Source organism: Pollutimonas bauzanensis, from assembly GCF_040393045.1.
GTDB classification, from domain to species: domain Bacteria; phylum Pseudomonadota; class Gammaproteobacteria; order Burkholderiales; family Burkholderiaceae_B; genus Pollutimonas; species Pollutimonas bauzanensis_A.
The window spans coordinates 60,669-79,426 of record NZ_JBEBUX010000001.1 but is presented as its reverse complement, the minus strand read 5'-3'; the positions used below and the strand labels follow the sequence as shown (position 1 = coordinate 79,426).

General features: G+C 55.2%; 19 protein-coding genes. 8 read left to right on the top strand and 11 right to left on the bottom strand.

The window, feature by feature from the left end; genetic code table 11:
- From ABWO67_RS00385 to ABWO67_RS00370, 4 genes are all read right to left on the bottom strand, one after another.
- On the bottom strand, positions 1-956 hold a 956-nt coding region (locus ABWO67_RS00385), incomplete at its 3' end, for a Bug family tripartite tricarboxylate transporter substrate binding protein (protein ID WP_353146158.1).
- Between the two features lie 271 nt (positions 957-1,227).
- Positions 1,228-1,929 carry a pirin family protein gene (locus tag ABWO67_RS00380; RefSeq protein WP_353146156.1) on the bottom strand — a complete coding sequence of 234 codons (702 nt, stop codon included), beginning with the start codon at positions 1,927-1,929 and terminating at the stop codon, positions 1,228-1,230.
- A gap of 1 nt (position 1,930) precedes the next feature.
- Positions 1,931-2,920 carry a glutathione S-transferase family protein gene (locus ABWO67_RS00375; RefSeq protein WP_353146155.1) on the bottom strand — a complete coding sequence of 330 codons (990 nt, stop codon included), beginning with the start codon at positions 2,918-2,920 and terminating at the stop codon, positions 1,931-1,933.
- 44 nt (positions 2,921-2,964) lie between these two features.
- Complete coding sequence (locus ABWO67_RS00370) at positions 2,965-3,534, bottom strand: YceI family protein (RefSeq protein WP_353146154.1); 570 nt, start codon at positions 3,532-3,534, stop codon at positions 2,965-2,967.
- A gap of 155 nt (positions 3,535-3,689) precedes the next feature.
- Between ABWO67_RS00370 and ABWO67_RS00365 the strand changes: the two genes are divergently transcribed.
- Positions 3,690-4,601 carry a LysR family transcriptional regulator gene (locus ABWO67_RS00365; RefSeq protein ID WP_353146153.1) on the top strand — a complete coding sequence of 304 codons (912 nt, stop codon included), beginning with the start codon at positions 3,690-3,692 and terminating at the stop codon, positions 4,599-4,601.
- Between the two features lie 50 nt (positions 4,602-4,651).
- On the opposite strand, the gene ABWO67_RS00360 is transcribed toward ABWO67_RS00365, so the two are convergent.
- Both ABWO67_RS00360 and ABWO67_RS00355 read right to left on the bottom strand, forming a co-directional pair.
- A complete protein-coding gene (locus ABWO67_RS00360) occupies positions 4,652-6,076 on the bottom strand; it encodes an aldehyde dehydrogenase family protein (protein ID WP_353146152.1) in 1,425 nt (474 codons plus the stop codon).
- A 32-nt stretch (positions 6,077-6,108) separates the two neighbouring features.
- Entirely contained in the window at positions 6,109-6,678 is a 570-nt protein-coding gene (locus ABWO67_RS00355) for a TetR/AcrR family transcriptional regulator (RefSeq protein ID WP_353146150.1), read from the bottom strand.
- 160 nt (positions 6,679-6,838) lie between these two features.
- Here ABWO67_RS00355 and ABWO67_RS00350 point away from each other — a divergent pair, with 160 nt between their 5' ends.
- The 7 genes from ABWO67_RS00350 (at position 6,839) to ABWO67_RS00320 (ending at position 13,373) form a co-directional block, all read left to right on the top strand.
- Positions 6,839-7,900, top strand: coding sequence for a TRAP transporter substrate-binding protein (locus ABWO67_RS00350; RefSeq protein WP_353146149.1), 1,062 nt, complete (start codon positions 6,839-6,841; stop codon positions 7,898-7,900).
- A 68-nt stretch (positions 7,901-7,968) separates the two neighbouring features.
- Positions 7,969-8,502, top strand: a complete 534-nt coding sequence (locus tag ABWO67_RS00345; protein ID WP_353146147.1) for a TRAP transporter small permease — start codon at positions 7,969-7,971, stop codon at positions 8,500-8,502.
- Between the two features lie 10 nt (positions 8,503-8,512).
- Positions 8,513-9,799 (top strand): TRAP transporter large permease, encoded by a 1,287-nt coding sequence (locus ABWO67_RS00340; protein WP_353146145.1) that lies wholly within the window; start codon positions 8,513-8,515, stop codon positions 9,797-9,799.
- 35 nt (positions 9,800-9,834) lie between these two features.
- Positions 9,835-10,587, top strand: coding sequence for an enoyl-CoA hydratase/isomerase family protein (locus ABWO67_RS00335; protein WP_353146143.1), 753 nt, complete (start codon positions 9,835-9,837; stop codon positions 10,585-10,587).
- Between the two features lie 8 nt (positions 10,588-10,595).
- Positions 10,596-12,191: a class I adenylate-forming enzyme family protein gene (locus ABWO67_RS00330; RefSeq protein WP_353146141.1), complete on the top strand. Its 1,596-nt coding sequence runs from the start codon at positions 10,596-10,598 to the stop codon at positions 12,189-12,191.
- A gap of 31 nt (positions 12,192-12,222) precedes the next feature.
- Entirely contained in the window at positions 12,223-13,005 is a 783-nt protein-coding gene (locus tag ABWO67_RS00325; protein ID WP_353146139.1) for an enoyl-CoA hydratase/isomerase family protein, read from the top strand.
- 35 nt (positions 13,006-13,040) lie between these two features.
- Complete coding sequence (locus tag ABWO67_RS00320) at positions 13,041-13,373, top strand: carboxymuconolactone decarboxylase family protein (protein ID WP_353146137.1); 333 nt, start codon at positions 13,041-13,043, stop codon at positions 13,371-13,373.
- Between the two features lie 115 nt (positions 13,374-13,488).
- Here ABWO67_RS00320 and acuI read toward each other — a convergent pair whose 3' ends face one another.
- Genes acuI through ABWO67_RS00295 form a run of 5 tightly spaced genes read right to left on the bottom strand, consistent with a single transcriptional unit; the run spans position 13,489 to position 18,722 of the window.
- Entirely contained in the window at positions 13,489-14,475 is a 987-nt protein-coding gene (acuI, locus tag ABWO67_RS00315; RefSeq protein WP_353146135.1) for an acrylyl-CoA reductase (NADPH), read from the bottom strand.
- A gap of 24 nt (positions 14,476-14,499) precedes the next feature.
- Complete coding sequence (locus ABWO67_RS00310; RefSeq protein WP_353146133.1) at positions 14,500-15,480, bottom strand: NADPH:quinone oxidoreductase family protein; 981 nt, start codon at positions 15,478-15,480, stop codon at positions 14,500-14,502.
- A complete protein-coding gene (locus tag ABWO67_RS00305; protein ID WP_353146131.1) occupies positions 15,477-16,679 on the bottom strand; it encodes an MFS transporter in 1,203 nt (400 codons plus the stop codon). The genes ABWO67_RS00310 and ABWO67_RS00305 overlap by 4 nt, the downstream gene beginning before the upstream one ends.
- A complete protein-coding gene (locus ABWO67_RS00300) occupies positions 16,663-17,484 on the bottom strand; it encodes an enoyl-CoA hydratase/isomerase family protein (protein ID WP_353146129.1) in 822 nt (273 codons plus the stop codon). Before ABWO67_RS00300 ends, ABWO67_RS00305 begins: the two co-directional genes overlap by 17 nt.
- 35 nt (positions 17,485-17,519) lie before the next feature.
- A complete protein-coding gene (locus ABWO67_RS00295; RefSeq protein ID WP_353146127.1) occupies positions 17,520-18,722 on the bottom strand; it encodes an MFS transporter in 1,203 nt (400 codons plus the stop codon).
- Positions 18,723-18,758 lie beyond the last annotated feature (36 nt).

Below are 18,758 nucleotides of genomic sequence, written 5' to 3'. Positions count from 1 at the left end.
GCCGATTCCACCACACCCGCCCAATAGCGGTGTTCTCCGGTGATTGTTTCGCTCAGAGCCTGGCCTGATGCATAGCTAAGCTCTGAGCCTTGTTCGGCAAGCCTGGCTTTTAGCTCAGGTTCCGCCAATACACTCTCAAGGGCGGTCGAGAGTTTATCGACCACCTCTGCCGGAACTCCTTTTGGTGCAAAAAGTCCGAACATATTGTTCGCAACAACATTCTCGACACCCGCCTCTGCCAAGGTAGGTACATCGGGCAGCATGGTGGCGCGGGCTGTTGATGCAACCGCGAGGTATCTGATCTTGCCCGCCTGCACCATAGGCATAGAGCCTGTAATGCTGTCGAACATCATTGTCGAAGAGCCATTGGCCACATCGGGCAGCGCCTGTGCGCTTCCCTTGTACGGGATATGAACCACGTCGAGCTGGTTGCTGGCCGCGAACAACTCAGATTCCAGATGCGATAGCGTGCCCGTTCCCTGTGACGCAAAGTTATAGTTGCCCGGCTTTTCCTTCAAGTAAGCCAGCAGTTCAGCCACGGTTTTTATCGGCAAAGACGCGGGGACGACCAGCGCATGCGGCGCAAACCCAACTTGGCCGATAGGCACAAAGTCGTTGATCAAATTTGCTTTCTGTTCTGGGTAAATCGCAGCGGAGATGGCTTGATTGGTGGTCGCAGCCAGGTACAAATTATAGCCATCGGTTTTTGCACGAGCAGCCGCCGCCAAGCCAATCGCGCCGCCCGCTCCTGGACGATTCTGCACCATGACCGTTTGCCCCAGTTTGTCTGAAAGGCGCTGCCCCACCGCACGCGCCAAGGCGTCGGTCGCGCCTGCCGGCGGAAACGAAATAATCACCTCGATGGGGCGGTCGGGATAAGCGGCACTTGCCCCGACAGCCATCCCCAAACTGGAGACCAGGACAACAAATTTTGCGCAGGCGTATACGGATTTCATAACAGCTTCTTCCTTGTTCGTGAGACTTAACTGACACAGATGACCCTATTGCTCTACGCAAAGGTCATGCCAAGTTATGAACGAACATCAAGAAGTGAAGAAAAACGAATACAGACGGTTGTTTTAATAGAAAAAAATCTGCAATGTCGAACCGATGACGGTTAACGTGGCGACGAAAACCGTGCGCCGGATAATGAGGCGCACTGCCACGCCATGCCCTGGTTTGGGGCATCGCGTTGCATCGGAACAAGACTACACAGCGATGCGAAGACTACAGCGGCAAGTCGAAAAGCAGTATTTCTGCATCCGTGGCAGCGCCTAGAGTAATAAGATCTTCATTTAGGATTTTCAAGGCATCGCCGGCTTTCAGGACCACGCCATTAACAGTCAGGCTGCCTCTTGCAACATGCACATAGCCACATCGATCGGATGCCAGCTGATGCTGAATGTCGGCATCACCATTCATGATCGCGGCATAAAGGGCGGCATCTTGATGAATAAGCACGGATCCATCTCGCCCATCGGCCGAAGCGATAAGGCGCAACTGACCGTCTTTGGAGGCCGGATCGAAATGTTTTTCTTCGTAGCTGGGGTCAATGCCCTGCACGTTCGGTTCTATCCAGATCTGCAGAAAATGCACAGGCTCGGAATGGGAGTGGTTGAACTCGCTATGGACCACACCGCTTCCTGCGCTCATGCGCTGGACATCGCCATAACGGATGACAGAACCTGTGCCAATGCTGTCTTTATGCTCCAGTGCGCCGTCGAGGACATAAGAAAGAATCTCCATGTCTCGATGACCATGTTCGCCAAACCCCCTGCCGGGCTGCACCCGGTCCTCATTGATCACTAACAACGGACCGAACCCGGTGTGCCTGGGGTCGTGATAGTGGCCGAATGAAAAGGAATGTCGTGAGCTTAGCCAGCCGTGTTCGGCCACGCCGCGCTCTTCGCTTTTTCGAATTTCCAACATACTAATCTCCTTCAATGAATTGTTTGCGGTCAGGGGCGCGGTCCAGGTCCAACAAGGGGCCTGCTGGCACAATCCCATTCGGGTTAATGCTGCCATGACTGCGGTAATAGTGAGCCTTGATGTGCGGGAAGTTCACGGTGGAAGCCACGCCAGGCCACTGATAGAGCTCGCGGGTGTAGCTCCATAAATTTTCGTAATCCACCAGGCGCTTGAGATTGCACTTGAAGTGGCCGTTATATACCGCGTCAAAGCGAATCAGCGTGGTGAACAAACGCCAGTCGGCCTCGGTGACACGATCGCCAACAAGATAGCGTTGGCGGCCCAGTGTGGTTTCGAGTTCATCAAGCGACGCAAACAGTTTGCTTACCTCTTGCTCATAAACCTCTTGCGCGGTGGCAAAGCCGACTTTGTATACGCCATTATTGATGGTGTCATAAACGTTGGCATTGACCGCATCGATCTCGGGCAGCAGTTCCACCGGGGAATAATCGCCCTCTTTTGCGCCTATCCCATCAAACGCCGAATTCAGCATCCGAATGATTTCGGACGATTCATTGCTGACGATGGTATTGCGCTCCAGATCCCAAAGCACCGGCACGGTCACGCGCCCACTGTATGTTTGCTGCGCCCGCAAATACACTTCGTACAAATATTTTGCCTGTCCAACCGGGTCTGGGACTACGCCGGGCCCAGGCTCGAAGGTCCAGCCGTTTTCCCCCATATAAGGGTTGACCACGGACACGCTAATCATCTGTTCCAGCCCTTTCAAGGCACGCAGAATCAGTACGCGATTTGCCCAAGGGCAGGCCAAAGAAACATACATGTGATAGCGACCCGCCTGGGCTTTGAACCCATCGCTGCCGCTGGGTCCGGCACTGCCGTCAGGCGTAATCCAGTTACGAAACTGGGCATCGCTACGTATAAAACGGCCGCCCGTGCTTGAGGTGTCATACCACTGATCAAGCCATTTTCCATCAACTAGCAGTCCCATAATGATCCTCTTAAATATTTAAATCGCTTGGCGCTTGCAAACACTTATTCGACGATGGCTTCAAGCGCGATATCCAAAGTTACTTCATCGCCAACGGCGGGCGCGAACATGCCAGCATTGAAATCGCTACGCTTGATCACCGCAGTCGCGTTCGCGCCAATGGCGTCTTTCTTGAGCATCGGGTGCGAGCCGCTTAGAAAGGACGTCACAGTAAGCGTAACCGGCTTGGAGATACCCTTGATCGTCAAATCGCCGTCGATGCTGACAGGCTTGTCGCCTTCAAAATTCACTTTCGTAGACTTGAAGGTCGCTGTCGGGAACTGGGCGGTATCCAGAAAATCAGCGCCCTGAATGTGCGTATCGAATTCATCAAACCCGGTGTCGATAGATGTCATGTCGATGGTCACGTCCACATTGGCCTGCTTAGCTTGCTTATCCAGCACCACCGTACCAGTGGTTTTATTAAAGCGCAAAATTTGCTTGGAAAACCCCATATGATCGTAAGAGAAGCGCGGGAAAGAGTGCGTTGGGTCAAGCACATAGGTTTGAGGCGCGGCAAATACCGGGATTGCGATCAGGGAAGCAAAAATACCAGCAACAAGTGTCTTTTTCATGAGAATTCCTAATGATTTTAATTAAGCGGGTTGATGGCATCGCGTTGCGACTAATCCTAAGCACCATCGATGTACCCATTCTATTGGAAACAAAAACAGAGAAAAACCCCAGTATCTGGGTATACTGATTCCAAATATGGAACAATCGGAATGCTATGTCAGCCATAAACCTTTATGCCAATGATTTGATTCTCTTCGCTCATATCGTCAACGCGGGAAGCTTTACCCAGGCGGCCGACCGGACAGGTTTGCCTAAATCGACCCTGTCGCGCCGACTGACCGACCTTGAGCAGCAACTAGGAGAACGGCTCATGCAGCGCAGCACACGCCGGCTGGTTCTGACGGACTTCGGTGAAAGCATCCTGGAACACGCCCAGCTTCTTCTTGATGAAACCGATGCGGCCGCTGCTTTCGCCTTGCACCGTCAAATCACACCACAGGGGACGTTGCGCGTATCACTCCCGCCAGAGTTCCATGAATTGTCATTGGTTCAGTGCCTTAGCCAATTTACGAGCAAGTATCCGGACGTGCGCCTGGAGCTTGACCTGTCAGCGCGGCGTGTAGATATACTGGCTGAACGCTTCGACGTGGCCGTGCGCATAGCAACACAGCTGCCGGACGACAATACCTTGGTTGCCCGCCCTATCGCCACGCTACACAATGGTCTTTATGCCAGCCCCACCTACCTGAAGCGACATGGCACACCCAAGACACCCGCCGACCTGCTTAAACATACTGGCCTGGTACTCGTCACTAGCGGCGGCGAGCATCAAAAATGGCGCTTGTCGCGAGAAGCCGAGAAGTGGGAAGGTGTTCCTCAGCATTCGCTTAGCGCAAACTCCATGGGTTTGCAGCAGGCGCTCTCAGCACATGGACTGGGCATTGTGGGATTGTCGGAGCGATTTGCAGAAGAACTCGTTAAACAAGGCGCCATTAAACGTGTTCTGCCCGATTGGCATTTGCCGCCGGCCACCGTATGGTGCGTGACGCCCGGACGGCGTCTATTACCGCAGCGTACGATGGCGTTTGTTGAGTTGCTTAAAGCTGTGTTGGCGGAAGGAGCATGATCTCCTGGATAGACAAGAGTGGGGCACTGTGCCCCCACCAAATAGCCCCCTTAACGCTTGAATTGCACCGACTTGAATTCCAGGAATTCATCCAAGCCGAATTTACCCAGCTCGCGCCCATAGCCAGATTGCTTATAACCCCCAAAGGGGGCAAGCATATTGAACTGACCGCCGTTAATGTCGACCTGCCCAGTGCGCAAGCGTAGCGCTACGCCAACCGCTTTATCCTCATCAGCCGACCACACAGCACCGGCAAGGCCGAACGGCGTGCCATTGGCTATCTCGACCGCTTCATCCAAGTTCCGGTATGTAATGATGGAAAGGACCGGCCCGAAGATTTCTTCCTGAGCTATAGTGCTTAACGGATCTACACGACCGAAAACCGTGGGCTGTACGTAGTAGCCTTTATCTAAACCGGCTGGGCTTTCGGGCCCACCCGCTATCAATTCCGCGCCCTCTTCAATGCCTTTATTGATGTAGCTGCGGACGCGTTCACGCTGCGCGTGCGAAATGACCGGCCCCAAAGTAGTGGCTTCGTCTAAAGGGCTCCCTACTACATAAGCGTCAGCATACTTTTTAGCGAGTGCAGCGGCTTCTTCATACTGCGACTCGTGCACCAAAAGTCGCGTGTGCGCGCTGCAGGTCTGGCCGGAATTAAGGAAGCAAGTCGACACAGTCGCCTTGACCGCCTGCGTCAGGTCGGCATCCTGCAACACGATGGCAGCCGACTTTCCGCCCAACTCAAGCGCTACCCGCTTGACCGTTGCAGCGGCAAGCTCGGCAACGCGTGTTCCCGAGCGCGTCGAACCGGTAAACGACACCATATCGGCATCTGGACTCGACACCAAGGCTTCACCGACAGTCGCGCCGTATCCGGTCACCATATTGAATACACCTTTGGGCAAACCAACCGACGCTATGATCTCGGCAAAGATGAAAGCATTCAGAGGCGCGACTTCGGAAGGTTTCAGGACAACCGTACACCCGGCTGCCAATGCTGGTGCCACTTTTGCAGCAATTTGGTGAAGAGGATAGTTCCAGGGAGTAATGCACACTACAACGCCAACCGGCTCGCGATAAACGGTTGAGTTCCCTACCTGCTGCTGCCATTCGAATGTCGTCAATAGCTTAGAGTAAGAGGCAAAAGTAAATCGCGGGGAACCCGCCTGTATCTTTATTGCCTGCATCAACGGCATACCGACTTCGTGAGCAATGGTTTCGCCGATCTCAGCGCTACGTTCTTTAAGCTGCGCCCCGATCCTGTCAAGATATACCGCCCTTTCCTGCGGTGTGGTCGCCGACCAATCAGGAAACGCCCCACGCGCTGCCTCGACCGCCAGGCGCGCATCTTCGGCTTCCGCAGCCGGAATACGCGCAATAATTTCCTGTGTCGATGCGCTTTCTATATCGATGACGTCCTGGCCTGATGGCTGAACCCAAACACCATTAATGAATATTTTGTCGTATATCTTCATAAACATTCCCCAAGAGATTTACTGCTAAATGGCTAGGATTCGGCGCAAGCCAGAATATGAGTTTTAAGCCGACTAAGAATGCGCCTGAATGGGCCTGGGTCCGATATCCCGCGGGAAAGCAGCAGAGCTCCCTCTATTCGGCACACGGTATCCTCGGCACGTTGCCGCGCTTGGCGCTTAGGCAAACCGAAGTCGGTCAATGCGTCAGTCAACGCATCAATCCATTCAAGTAGGCCTGCTTTGATTTGAGGGTGAAAAACCGCAGGCGTGGCACTCATTGCGAGCACACCCAGCAGACAAGACTCTTCCCCGTTGCAGTAGTAATTATCGATATTGCGCACCATTTGCAGAATCCGCCGGTCGGCGGGAGCATCGCTGCGCAACGGCGTAATCACCTGCTCAGAAAATAGCTCATGTGCCCGGTCGATGACCGCTTGTGCTATCTGCTCTTTGCCGTCTGGAAAATGATAGTACAGACTCGCCTTACCCAGGCCTGTCGCTTTGGACAGCCGCGTCAGTGAAGCGGCTTCGTAACCTTCGTCACGAAACACCTTCGCAAGTCGATTAAGGATTTCGTCACGCGACATTGCACTCGAAGCCATGTTATTTCCCTTTTGATTATGCTTATATACAAACCCATTATAAACCGATCGTTCGGTAAAAAAAACATTGACAGCTAACATTTCAACATTTAGTCTACACACTATACCGAACATTCGGTCAATATAAAATCAAGACCTCGACAGAGACAGGAGACATAACATGTCCAACAAAAAACTCGGGCACACCCAGCACATTCCTTGCATTAAGCCCAGGGCCATTCGCACGACTTGGCTTGCCGCTTTATTGATTGGAGCCAGCTTCAGCTCCCAGGCGGCCGACACAATAAAACTGAAGTTTGCCGACTGGCTTCCTCTGTCGCACTACACACTCGATGAGGGTGTCAAGCCCTGGATGGAAGCGACCAAGCAAGCATCCAACGGGTCTATCGACTTCGAATACTACCCCGCCCAGCAAATCGGCAAGGCAAAAGACATGGCAACGCTCGCCCAAGCGGGCGTCGCCGATATCGTTCACATTTCGCCTGCCTACATTTCCGAAAAATTTCCTTTATCCGGCGTGGCAGAGCTTCCCGATCTCTTCTCAAATACCTGCGACGGCAACCGGGGCCTGATGACCCTAATGCGCCCCGGCGGCTTTCTGGACGAAAAGGAATACAAACCACTTGGCCTGCGTGTCCTCTGGGCAATGACTTACGCACCATATGCCATCGTAACGACGAATAAAAAGGTCACTGCGCTCGATGAACTGAAGGGGCTGAAGATGCGCACTGCCGGCGGCGCCATGGACATCACCGCATCACAAGTAGGCTCTGTGCCAATAAAGATGACGGGACCCGATGTGCTTCCATCGCTGCAGCGTGGCACCCTCGACGGCATGTTTGTCACTCTACTAAGTCTTAAGCCCTTCGACTGGCAGACGGCTCTCAAATACATGACGACCAACGTCAATACTGCCAGCTTCGTTTCTGTCTTCGCAATCACCGAGAAAGCTTGGAACAAGCTCTCGCCCGAGCAGCAAAAAGTGTTGGCCAAAACCAGTGAAGAATCCGCCATGCGGATTTGCGCGTGGATCGACATGACCAACAAGAACATTATTGCGGACCTTCAGAAAGAAGGAATGCAAGAGGTCCTGATGACTGATGTGGAAAACACCAAGCTCAGCGAACGACTTGCCGAAACGCGCAAGCGCTGGGCCGCGTCGCTGGACGGAATGGGCAAGCCTGGCACGGAAACGTTGGAGCGGTACCAGAAAGCCATGTAGCCCATCTAATGGCATCGGGCATTGCAGCGTACGCAATGTCTCCTCCGAATCCCTAATAAAGGGCCAACATGAAAGCCACCCTGCTTACTCGCGTGGGCGCAATCCTGCACGCCATCGATTCAATTCTGATGTTCATTGCCGTGTTGTGTCTCTGTGCAATAGGACTGTTGACCACTATCGACGTAGCCATGCGCTATTTATTCCATAGCCCATTTACCTTCGCATTCGATCTGACCTCGATGTATTTATTTCCAGCCAGCGTCCTGCTCGTTTTATCCGACGTGTTTCGAAAAAATGAAAACATTGAGATCGACATATTGTCGGACCACTTAGGCATTAGGCAGTGGAGATTCTTTTCCCTTATCGGTGGCCTGGCGGCATGCGCGATTTTTGCCACCATTGCGTACATGTACATAGACAAGACTATCCACGCCTATGCCGCCAGCGAAAGCACTTTCGGCGCGATCAATTGGCGCACGTGGCCGGCCATGGCAATTGCCGCGATCGGCTTTTCTTTCTTGTCGCTATCCATTCTATGCCGTTCAATCGAGCACCTTGCAGGAACGTCACAGCGGCCGCCCAAGCAAGAGCTAGCCAAGTAAGGAGAAACTCATGACGGTAGCTATTACGCTTGCGCTGCTTCTCGCATTGCTTGCCATCGGTATTCCGGTAGCGTTCACACTAGCCATTGCCGGCGCGGCTGGACTACTAGTGACCGGAGGACCGACTCTGCTGCACGGGATTCTTGAGTCGGCCCCTCTCTCGACCCTCGACAGCTTCGAATTTATCACTATCCCTATGTTCATACTGATGGCGCAGTTGCTGACCATCAGCGGCATTGCCGACAATCTCTTTGACGCTGCCGCCGTATGGCTCGGGCGTACCAAGGGCGGTCTGGCAATTGCCACAGCCATCACTGGTGCTGCATTTGGTGCAATCTCCGGATCAAGTACTGCCTCGGCGGCAACGCTTTCGTCGACGAGCATCCCTGCCATGATGCAGCAGGGCTATGAACGTAAGTTCGCCAGCGGTGTCGTCGCCATTTCGGGGACGCTGGCCATGCTGATACCGCCGAGCATTGCCATCGTCTTCTACGGTTTGTTAAGCGGCGCAAGCATTGCCAAGCTGCTGGTGGCTGGAGTTATGCCCGGCCTTGTGGTGACACTAGCCATCATCCTCACCGTAAAGTATTTAGTATTTCGTGAGCCTGCGCTGGCGCCCAGCAAGCAAAGTTATACCTGGACGCAGAAGATCGAATCCCTGAAAGTCATCGGCCCTTTCGCGGTGATTTTTACCTTCGTGACCGGATCTATCTATCTGGGGATTGCCACACCAGTAGAGGCCTCGGTCCTGGGCGCCTTCAGTTCCTTGGTCTACGCGATGATACTGCGGCGCCTGACGTTAAAAAATTTCTACGAAGCCGCCGTTTCCACTGCGCGCACAACGGCGATGATTGCGCTGGTATTGATCTGCGCGCAGATATTCAGCTACTTCCTGACATTGACACAAAGCACCCAGGCCCTGATTCAGCTCGTTGGCGATTCGGGGCTTGATAGCTGGCTGATCCTACTGATCATTATCGTTATTTACCTGGCGCTGGGTTGTTTGCTGGACTTGATCTCCACGCTCATTCTGACGGTCCCGGTAGTTCTACCCATCATCGTTGCGCTGGGGTACGACCCGATATGGTTCGGAATTGTCGTCATCGTCACCGCCGAGGTGGGCATGGTCACGCCGCCGGTAGGACTCAATGTTTTTGTTGTGTCGAAGTACACCGGCATTCCCGTAACCGATGTGTTCCGAGGCGTCGGGCCCCACTTCATCGCGCACTTGGCTGTTATCGCCCTGCTTTGCTTCTTTCCCGGCATCGTTATGTGGCTTCCTGAGTTAATGGGCTAACGCCCGCTTATTTATCAGACCGAACCGGAGTTCCTATGACCGATCAATTACTTGCCATCACATACAACGGATCTGTTGCGCACGTTCAAATAAACCGCGAAGGAAAACGCAATTCCTTCAACGTTGCACTAATTGAGGCGCTTAACGACGCCGCCCTGGCCTTACGCAAACGGCGTGATATCCAGGTCATAATTCTTAGCGGCACCGGAAAGTGCTTTTCGGCCGGGGCCGACCTGGCCGACCCACTGCAATTTGATGCCTCAACCACTTTGGCAGACAAACGCCATTACGCCTTGCTCGGCGCCGAGATGGCGCGCGCGTGGGAGCAACTGCCCCAGGTAACCGTGGCCGCCATAGAGCGCTATGCCATAGGCGGTGGATTAGGCCTTGCCCTGGCTTGCGATTTTCGGGTAGCTGGCGCAAGTGCCTTCCTGTGGGTTCCCGAAGTCGAGATCGGCGCCAATTATGGCTGGAACACCGTGCCGCGGCTAATAAGTCTGGTGGGTCCAGCCCGAACGCGACGCATGGTATTGCTTGCCGAACGTATCGCCGCAGCACAAGCGCAGGAATGGGGCCTTATCGACGAACTGGTTGCAGACGGCGAAACCATCGCAAAGGCCCGTGAGCTCGCCGCGACTCTGGCAAAAATGCCCAGCATGGCGCTGGCTGTCAGTAAACGCGCGATCAATGTGGTTGCCGGCGCGTTGACCGACATATCCAGCCATGGCGACATGGAACAGGTGCTGTTGTGCTTCAGCGACTGGAGTCGCGAAAAAAGCGAGACATAGGATGAAAGATGGTTACTGAAACGACAGCCCAAAGCCTGGCCGAGTTTGTTGGCCGCACGGCAGACAAATTCCCCGACCGTCTGGCGATCGCCTCAGAGTCCACACGGTATTCCTATCGTGAACTAACTGAGCGAGTCCGAGTGCTAGCGAGCTTTCTGCTAAAGCAAGGCGTACGGCCAGGAGAGCCTATTGCCGTTTTGACCACGCCGCGAGCTGACTCATACGCACTGTTCTTGGCAATTAACGCGGTCGGGGCGATATGGCTGGGAATCAACCCGCGCTATACGCTGCCGGAAGTCTTATATGTCGTCAACGACGCGCAGCCCCGATTCCTATTCTTCATCAACCGCTTTCGTGAGCAAGAGTTTCTTTCGATTGCTCAAGAAGTGAAAGCGAGCTGTCCCTTCCTGGAATCCTTATATTGTCTGGATGACGACTCATCGGTTGCCATGCCGCTGAAAACCGCGCTGGATAATATGAACGACGTGCGCCCTCGATACGAAGATGTTTTGATAGGTAACGACCGGGCCAACAACGCCGCCATTCTTGTTTATACGTCGGGGTCGACCGGCCAGCCCAAAGGAGCGCCTCTTTCGAACCGGGCCATGATACGCCGCAGCCTGAATCAGTTAGTGCAATGGCCTGTGTCAGACTACCCCCGCCTGTACAACCCCTACCCCATGAACCACATAGGCAGCATGCATTGGGTTTCGTCATATGGCATTGTCGGGGAAGGCAGTATTCATTTTCGCGAGAAGTTCGAGGGCGACGATGTGCCTGATCTTGTCGAGCAAAACCAGATCAATGTACTGGAGTTTTTTCCAACCATGTACAAGATGGTCCTGGACTCGCCTACATTCGATCCCGCCAAGTTCGCATCCATCGAATGGCATATTTTTTCGGGCGCCCAGATGCCGATAGAGCTGCTGCGTATCCTCGACAAAATGCCCGGCAAGATAGGCACGTCTTACGGCATGACCGAAACCTGCGGTTCTGTCACCTACGCCGCCCCGGACACCGACCTGGCAACACTGGCCGTTACCATCGGCCGTTCTTCCCCAGAAGGCGAGGTACGCGTCTTCCATGCCGAGAACCGTATTTGCCTTGAAGGTGAAGTCGGTGAGATCCAGGTACGGCGGGACTATTGCACCGTCGGCTACTTCAATCGCCCTGACGCGAACGCATCGGCATTCACTACCGATGGATGGTTCAAATCGGGAGATCTGGCGGAAGTCATGCCGCAAGGGAATCTGCGCTTCGTCGGCCGCACATCCGACATGTTCAAGTCCGGCGGCTTCAATGTCTACCCGCGCGAAATCGAACTAGCCCTGGAAGCCCACCCCTCGGTTCTCCAGGCCGCCGTTATCGGGGTGCCGCATCCCGTCTTTGGCGAAGTCGGCTATGCGGTGGTCAGCCTTAAAGGCGGAACCGGCCCCGACGTTACTGAGCTTAAGGAATGGTGCTGCGGTCGCTTGTCCGACTATAAGCGTCCAAAACATATTGAAATCCGCACTGAACTACCCCTGCTGCCGGTGGGCAAGGTCGACAAAGTGTTGCTCCGGGCACAGATTATCGAGATGCAACCAACGATGCTAATGGCGTGACAGCCAATTCACAATACCTCAAGGAGATCGCATGGGAATACTGACTGAAGTCGTTGATAAAGTTTTAGTGGTAACTATAGACCGGCCAAAAGCCATGAATTCACTGGATCCCGAAGCAGATCAAGAACTGTCCAACGCCTGGCAATTATTCGAAGACCGCGACGACTTGCTCGTTGCCGTGCTGACAGGTTCTGGTACCAAAGCCTTCTCCGCAGGCGCGGATTTAAAAGCCATGTTGCCTCGTTTTCGCGAACGGGTGCTAGCCGGTGAACCGAACCTGGATTGGGCCTTTGGTGGTGGCTTGGCCCGCGGACGCACTCTGGAAAAACCCGTCATCGCCGCGGTCAACGGCCACTGTCTGGCTGGCGGCCTGGAAATGGCGCTGGCCTGCGACATTCGCATCTGTTCGCCTAACGCCACCTTCAGCCTGGCTGAAGCCTTATGGGCCATTGCGCCTGGCGCTGGCGGAACCCAACGCCTGCCGCGCGCTGTCCCAGCCGGTATGGCCATGGAAATGCTGCTAACCGGCGATCCCATCGACGCGGAGACTGCCTTTCGCATAGGGCTGGTAAATCGCATTGTCTCGAGCGATCAGCTTATGGAATCGGCCATGTCGCTAGCGACAAAGATTTCGACGCGCGGCCCCTTGGCCACCAAAGCCATAAAACGCCTCGTGCGCGAAGGCACCATGAGCCCCGAGCGTGGTGTACAGCGTGAGCTTGACGAGTTCATTTACCTGGTCAAAACCCGTGACGCGCAGGAAGGCTATTCGGCATTCGCTGAAAAACGCGCCCCGGTCTATACCGGACAGTAGTTTATTTTTTGTACCTCACCGAAAAAGGAATATTTATGTTGAATTGGGACACATACCACTCAGAACTCATGACCCGGATTGGAGATATCGCGGCGCTTAGCCCCGATACGGTCGCCGGCTATAGCACCCTGTCAGGTGCCGGGCAAAAAACTGGTCGACTGGATGCCAAGACGCGTGAACTCATCGCGATCGCTGTGGCCGTCACCACCCGCTGCGACGGCTGCATTGCCGTGCATTCCAAAAAGGCTATCGAGGCAGGCGCGACGCGGGAAGATATCGCGGAAGCATTGGGGGTTGCCGTCGCCTTGAATGCAGGCGCAGCATTGGTTTACTCAGCTAGAGTCATGGACGCTATTGCAGAGGTATAGCACTTAGCAATAGCGTAACGCTCCCCCAACGCCATTCAGTGATGGCGTTGGGGTTTTCATACTTCCGGGTTATTCCGGCTAATAAGCACAAAATGCCATCGGCGCCAGGCGCTGTCTATTTATTCACGTCAACGATGATGCGGCCGCGAACTTTGCCGACCAACAATTCCTGTGAATTAGCGATAGTGTCACTTAGCCCTATTATGCTGGTACTGATCTGATCCAATTTTGCAATGTCGAGCTCGGCGGCCAGACGGCGCCACGCCTCCTTGCGTTCCGGCACAGGGCAATGTGAACTGTCAATACCCGCCAAGGTAACCGAGCGCAAGATGAATGGGGCAACACTCGATGGGAAATCCATGCCCTGGGCAAGGCCGCAAGCGGCTACCACGCCCCGATAGCGCATACCTGCACACACATTGGCCAGCGTATGGCTCCCAACCGAATCTACCGCAGCGGCCCAACGCTCTTTGGCCAAAGGCTTGCCCGGCTCGCTCAGCGTATTGCGATCGATGATCTCGTCAGCGCCCAGCGACCGCAAATAATCGGCCTCGTCAGGCCGGCCAGTAGAAGCCACAATGCGATAACCCAGTTTGGCCAATATCGACACCGCAATACTGCCTACACCGCCCGCCGCGCCGGTGACCAGAATATCCCCTTTGTCCGGCGTTACACCGTGGCGTTCCAGCGTCATGATGCAAAGCATGGCCGTATAACCGGCCGTGCCGATAGCCATCGCATGCTCAGGCTGCATATCTTGCGGAAGTGGAATCAGCCAATCCCCCTTGACGCGGGCTTTCTGCGCCAAGCCGCCCCAATGTGTTTCGCCGACGCCCCAACCATTCAGAATGACCTCGTCCCCAACCTTGAAATCCGCATGCGCACTTTGCTCGACCGTACCGACGAAGTCGATGCCAGGCACCATGGGAAACTTGCGCACAACCGGCGACTTCCCGGTGATCGCAAGCGCGTCTTTGTAATTGAGCGTGGAATACTGCACCCGAACTAGAACATCGCCTTCGGGCAGCGCGGTCTCGTCGACTTGCTTTAGCGACGCACGATAGCCTGCTTCATCTTTTTCGACCAAAATGGCGTTGAACATGGTGTCTCCTTCTAGGTAAATAAATTAGTCCGCGATATGGACAACGACCTTGCCTTTGACCTGACGATTAGCGATCCGTTGAATTGCCGCTGCGGCATCGTGCAGGTTCACTTCGTCACTGATGACGGGTGCGATGTGTTTTTCGTCCAGCCACATTTGCAATAACCGCATATTTTCGTGATGCTTTGCTGGGTCACGATTGACTGCGTCACCCCAGAAGACACCCAGAACCTCACGCTCTTTGAGCAAGACAAGGTTCAGCGGAATGCGCGGAATTGTGCCGGCAGCAAAGCCCACCACCAGAAACCTGCCGTTCCAGTCAAGATTGCGCAGCGCCGTTTCACTGTGTTCGCCGCCTATGGAATCCAGGACCACATTAACTCCTCTGTTTTCCGTCAATGCCTTTAGGCGATCCTTAAGACTTTCAGTCGAGTAGTTGATGACTTCGTCGGCACCCGACTCCCGACATAGCGCGATTTTCTCGGCGCTTGAGGCGGCGGCGATCACGCGCGCGCCTAACTGTTTGGCGATCTGGATCGCCGCAATACCGACGCCGCCAGCGGCGCCCAGGACAAGCACCGTGTCCGAGGCAGTCGTCTTGGCCCTGTCTTTGAGCGCATGCAAGGATGTGCCGTAAGTCAGGATAAAGGCCGCCCCAAGCGTAAAGCTCATGTTTGTCGGCAGGGGGACCAGACGATGGGCGTCGACAGCGCACTGCTCGGCAAAAGCTCCATAGTCCACCGAGGCCATAATGCGATCACCGACCTTCCAGTTCGTCACGTGAGCACCCACTTGCGCGATAGTGCCACTTAGTTCTACGCCAGGCGAAAAAGGTAGTTCGGGTTTGACCTGGTACAGGCCCTGAACGATTAATGCGTCGGGAAAGTTAATGGATGCGGCTTTGACGTCAACGAGGACCTGATTTGCACCAACCGCAGGCGCGGCCACTTCCCGGACCGACAGTGTGTCGATAGGGCCAAAAGCCGAGCAGAGTAAAGCTTTCATGATGACGTATCCTTGATGTAAAACAGAAAAGCGGTCACTAGCATGACAACGCAAAATACCAGTGCGCTATGCATATTGCCGGTGACTTCTATTGCGGTCCCCACCAATGGCGGAAAGGCCAGAAGCAAGACGAAGAAGATAAAAAACAGGGTCGGGTAAAACAGGTCATGGCGGGCACGGCCGCCGCTTGCCAGCATTGCTCCTGTTGGCAGCCCCCCTAGTATCCCCGCCAACACATACCAAACGGTCTTATCCTGGAGCAGGTGCGAGAGAATAATGCAGGCGCCGCCTCCCAGGCATCCGACGCCCACCAACCATTTATCTTTTGCGCTCGACCTGCCTGCCAACAAGCCGCCCAGCGGTACGGAAACGACGAATAGCCACATGGGCAAGCTGGCAATATTCGAGGCGGCCAGCAGGGTATAGCCTTGGCTCTGCAAGAGCTCCGGCGTAAAGCTGGTGAACACGATGAAGCTCACGTTGTAAAGGGCGAAGATGACACCGGGTATCAGGGTGATCCGAAACGCGTACTGCCATTCTTGCAGCGATATGCCTCGAGAGCAATTTCGGGGCGCATGTTGCCTGCCTTGCTTATGGCCGGTCAAGCCCTGCTGCCTGAGCGCCCAGGCAATGAGGAAAGCGGCGGCGATAGCGAACACCGCTGGCAGATAGGTGGCGGCATCGGGCAGGGATGCACTGATCAGCCCGCCCAGGACAACCAGCGACAGTGCATTGCCCAACGGCCAACTGGCCGCAATGGCCCCCATTCTTCCTGGCATCCGGCCTGCATCGCAAAGGCTCGCCGCCAAATCGATGGTAACGATATACACGACGCAACCGCCCGCCCCCGCCACCAGTCGCGACAGATAAGCGGCTTCTTGCGAGCCGGCCAGCACCAAGCCTACCTGACCAGCGGCCATAAGCAGTAATGCAAAAATTACTGTCCCCTTTGCGCCAAATGCCCTGACAAGTACGGGGCTTGCAATGGCCATCACGGGGCCAGGCGCCATATAGATACCGAGCAATATCCCGAAGCCCGTGGCGCTGAAGGACAAGGTGCCACGCAAGGTGTCGATTAGCGAGGTGACGCTCTGAAACTGAAACGCCACGGCAGTACGGCTCAGAGTCAGCAATGCCAACAGCGCGATGGCACTATGGGCAGTGACCTGCAAGGGCGATGGACTAGCCGGGTGTTGCATAGCGGGCCTCGCGCCACGCCAATGCCTTGCCTAGGCCGTCGCGGCTGACGACTTGCAGAAAGTCGCGCTTGAGTTGCGAGCCTTCTCCCTCGATCATGATGTCGATATCGAGTGCTGCACGAAGGGCGCGCTGCATGCCCATGAGCTCGTAGGTACGGTTAAGCGCCTGTTTGGTGCGTCCCAGCACCATAGGGTCCATTTGTACGAGCCGGCGCGCATACTGCATCGCCGTATCCATGACGTCGGCGGCCGGCGTGATTTTATTGATCAAACCCAGTTCCAGCGCTCGCTGGGCCGACAAGCTATCTTCGCCCATGTAAATCATTTCCCGGGCAATCTTGGGGCCGACGAACCACGGCAACAGCATGGCGACGATACCGGCGCCGAACTTCAATTCAGGCTCTCCGAACACCGCCGTGTCGGCGGCAATCGCCAGGTCGCAGCCAAGCATCAACTCGAATCCGCCGGCAAGGGCGGGGCCATTGACAGCGGCAATCGATGGCTTGGATAGGTTCCAGAATGACATGATGCCTTTGAAGTCGGCCTCGAGCAGCGGAACCCAGTCGGCCACACCGCTAGGCATGGCGTCGGCCTGGTCCTTCAGATCGAAGCCCGCACTAAAGGCTGGTCCGGCGCCAGTGACAATAACGCATTTCAGCGTCTGGTCTTGCTCCATATGGGCGCACAAGTGTTCAAGTTCTTTCAACATGGACTGACTCATGGCATTGGCGCGCTTGGGACGATTAAACGTAACCACGCCTATGCCATCTTCACGAATGTCGTACATGATGCTTTCGTAATGCATACAACTCTCCAGTTTTAAATGGGAACGATTAAAGGCTAGCCGCGGCCATTGGCCAGGCGGACGGCATCGGGTTGGTTGCGTAGCCGCCACATTGACAAGACACCTAAAAATGGGCCTATAGACAAGAACACAAAGGCATAGCGCCAGGTAAACCAATCGGCCATGACGGGCACAAGCTGGATGGCGATAGAGGTAAGCAGGAATCCCAGGCAGGTCTGCACGGTGAGCATGCTACCGACCAGCTCTGGCTCGGACAGCTCAGCCACGGCGGCCGAAAACTGAGCGGAGTCGGCCACGATGCTAACGCCCCAGATCATGGCTACAGTCAGCATCACCCATGGCCCCATAGCGGGTGTCAGGCCAATAACGGCGGCACAACTGCCGCTAACCGCCATGGCGACCATTGTTGTAACGGTTCGTCCGTAGCGGTCGGCCAGTACACCTGCGGCCAAGCAACCCAGCGCTCCGCTCGACACCACAAAGAAGGTCAACAGTGCCGGGTCAGTGCCTATCGTGACTCCACTGTCTTGCTGCAGGCCCCATGCCAGGAACGCGCCTATCCACGTCCACATGGCATAGAGTTCCCACATGTGGCCAAGATAGCCCCCATTCGCCAAAAGGACAGAGCGCCGGCGCAGCATCGCCACCACGTCCGTGGGCCGGAATCGGCCCGCCTTGCGGTGAGCCGGACCGAGCGCGATCAAAAGAACTCCGCCCGCGCCTAACAGCGTACTGATGGACGCCGCGCCTATAACCGTGCGCCAATCCAGGTCGCTCAACGATGTAAATAAATGGGGCAATGCCGAGCCCAGCGTTACGGCACCGACCAGGGCACCTATCATCAGCCCCATGTTTCGTTGCGCCCATCCCGCAGCCATCTTCATACCCACCGGATAAATGCCGGCCATGATCGCGCCGGTCAGAAAGCGCAAGGGTATCGTCCAGGGATCGTTGAATCCCACAACAAGAATAAATGCATTGATGACGCTGCCCAGCACCGCCGAAAAAGCAAACACTCGCCGAGGATCGAACCGGTCGGCAAGCCCCAGAAAGGCGCTGATCAGGGTGCCGAACACGAAGCCGATCTGTACGGCACCGGTCAACAGCGAGCCGCGCTCGCCGGTGATCTGCCCGGTACTGATAAGGTTCGGAACGGCTGCCGAGGCGGAAAACCATAATGTCATGCACGCTACCTGGCAAAGGATGATAAGCGTGATAGACAGCGATTTCCTATGCAAGGCGCCCGGCCAGCCAGACCAAGATGCAGGATTGTG

Coding starts and splice junctions, on each gene's coding strand:
- ABWO67_RS00380 (WP_353146156.1), bottom strand. CDS start 1,929: ATGTTGGAAATTCGAAAAAGCGAAGAGCGCGGCGTGGCCGAACACGGC.
- ABWO67_RS00375 (WP_353146155.1), bottom strand. CDS start 2,920: ATGGGACTGCTAGTTGATGGAAAATGGCTTGATCAGTGGTATGACACC.
- ABWO67_RS00370 (WP_353146154.1), bottom strand. CDS start 3,534: ATGAAAAAGACACTTGTTGCTGGTATTTTTGCTTCCCTGATCGCAATC.
- ABWO67_RS00365 (WP_353146153.1), top strand. CDS start 3,690: ATGTCAGCCATAAACCTTTATGCCAATGATTTGATTCTCTTCGCTCAT.
- ABWO67_RS00360 (WP_353146152.1), bottom strand. CDS start 6,076: ATGAAGATATACGACAAAATATTCATTAATGGTGTTTGGGTTCAGCCA.
- ABWO67_RS00355 (WP_353146150.1), bottom strand. CDS start 6,678: ATGGCTTCGAGTGCAATGTCGCGTGACGAAATCCTTAATCGACTTGCG.
- ABWO67_RS00350 (WP_353146149.1), top strand. CDS start 6,839: ATGTCCAACAAAAAACTCGGGCACACCCAGCACATTCCTTGCATTAAG.
- ABWO67_RS00345 (WP_353146147.1), top strand. CDS start 7,969: ATGAAAGCCACCCTGCTTACTCGCGTGGGCGCAATCCTGCACGCCATC.
- ABWO67_RS00340 (WP_353146145.1), top strand. CDS start 8,513: ATGACGGTAGCTATTACGCTTGCGCTGCTTCTCGCATTGCTTGCCATC.
- ABWO67_RS00335 (WP_353146143.1), top strand. CDS start 9,835: ATGACCGATCAATTACTTGCCATCACATACAACGGATCTGTTGCGCAC.
- ABWO67_RS00330 (WP_353146141.1), top strand. CDS start 10,596: ATGGTTACTGAAACGACAGCCCAAAGCCTGGCCGAGTTTGTTGGCCGC.
- ABWO67_RS00325 (WP_353146139.1), top strand. CDS start 12,223: ATGGGAATACTGACTGAAGTCGTTGATAAAGTTTTAGTGGTAACTATA.
- ABWO67_RS00320 (WP_353146137.1), top strand. CDS start 13,041: ATGTTGAATTGGGACACATACCACTCAGAACTCATGACCCGGATTGGA.
- acuI (WP_353146135.1), bottom strand. CDS start 14,475: ATGTTCAACGCCATTTTGGTCGAAAAAGATGAAGCAGGCTATCGTGCG.
- ABWO67_RS00310 (WP_353146133.1), bottom strand. CDS start 15,480: ATGAAAGCTTTACTCTGCTCGGCTTTTGGCCCTATCGACACACTGTCG.
- ABWO67_RS00305 (WP_353146131.1), bottom strand. CDS start 16,679: ATGCAACACCCGGCTAGTCCATCGCCCTTGCAGGTCACTGCCCATAGT.
- ABWO67_RS00300 (WP_353146129.1), bottom strand. CDS start 17,484: ATGCATTACGAAAGCATCATGTACGACATTCGTGAAGATGGCATAGGC.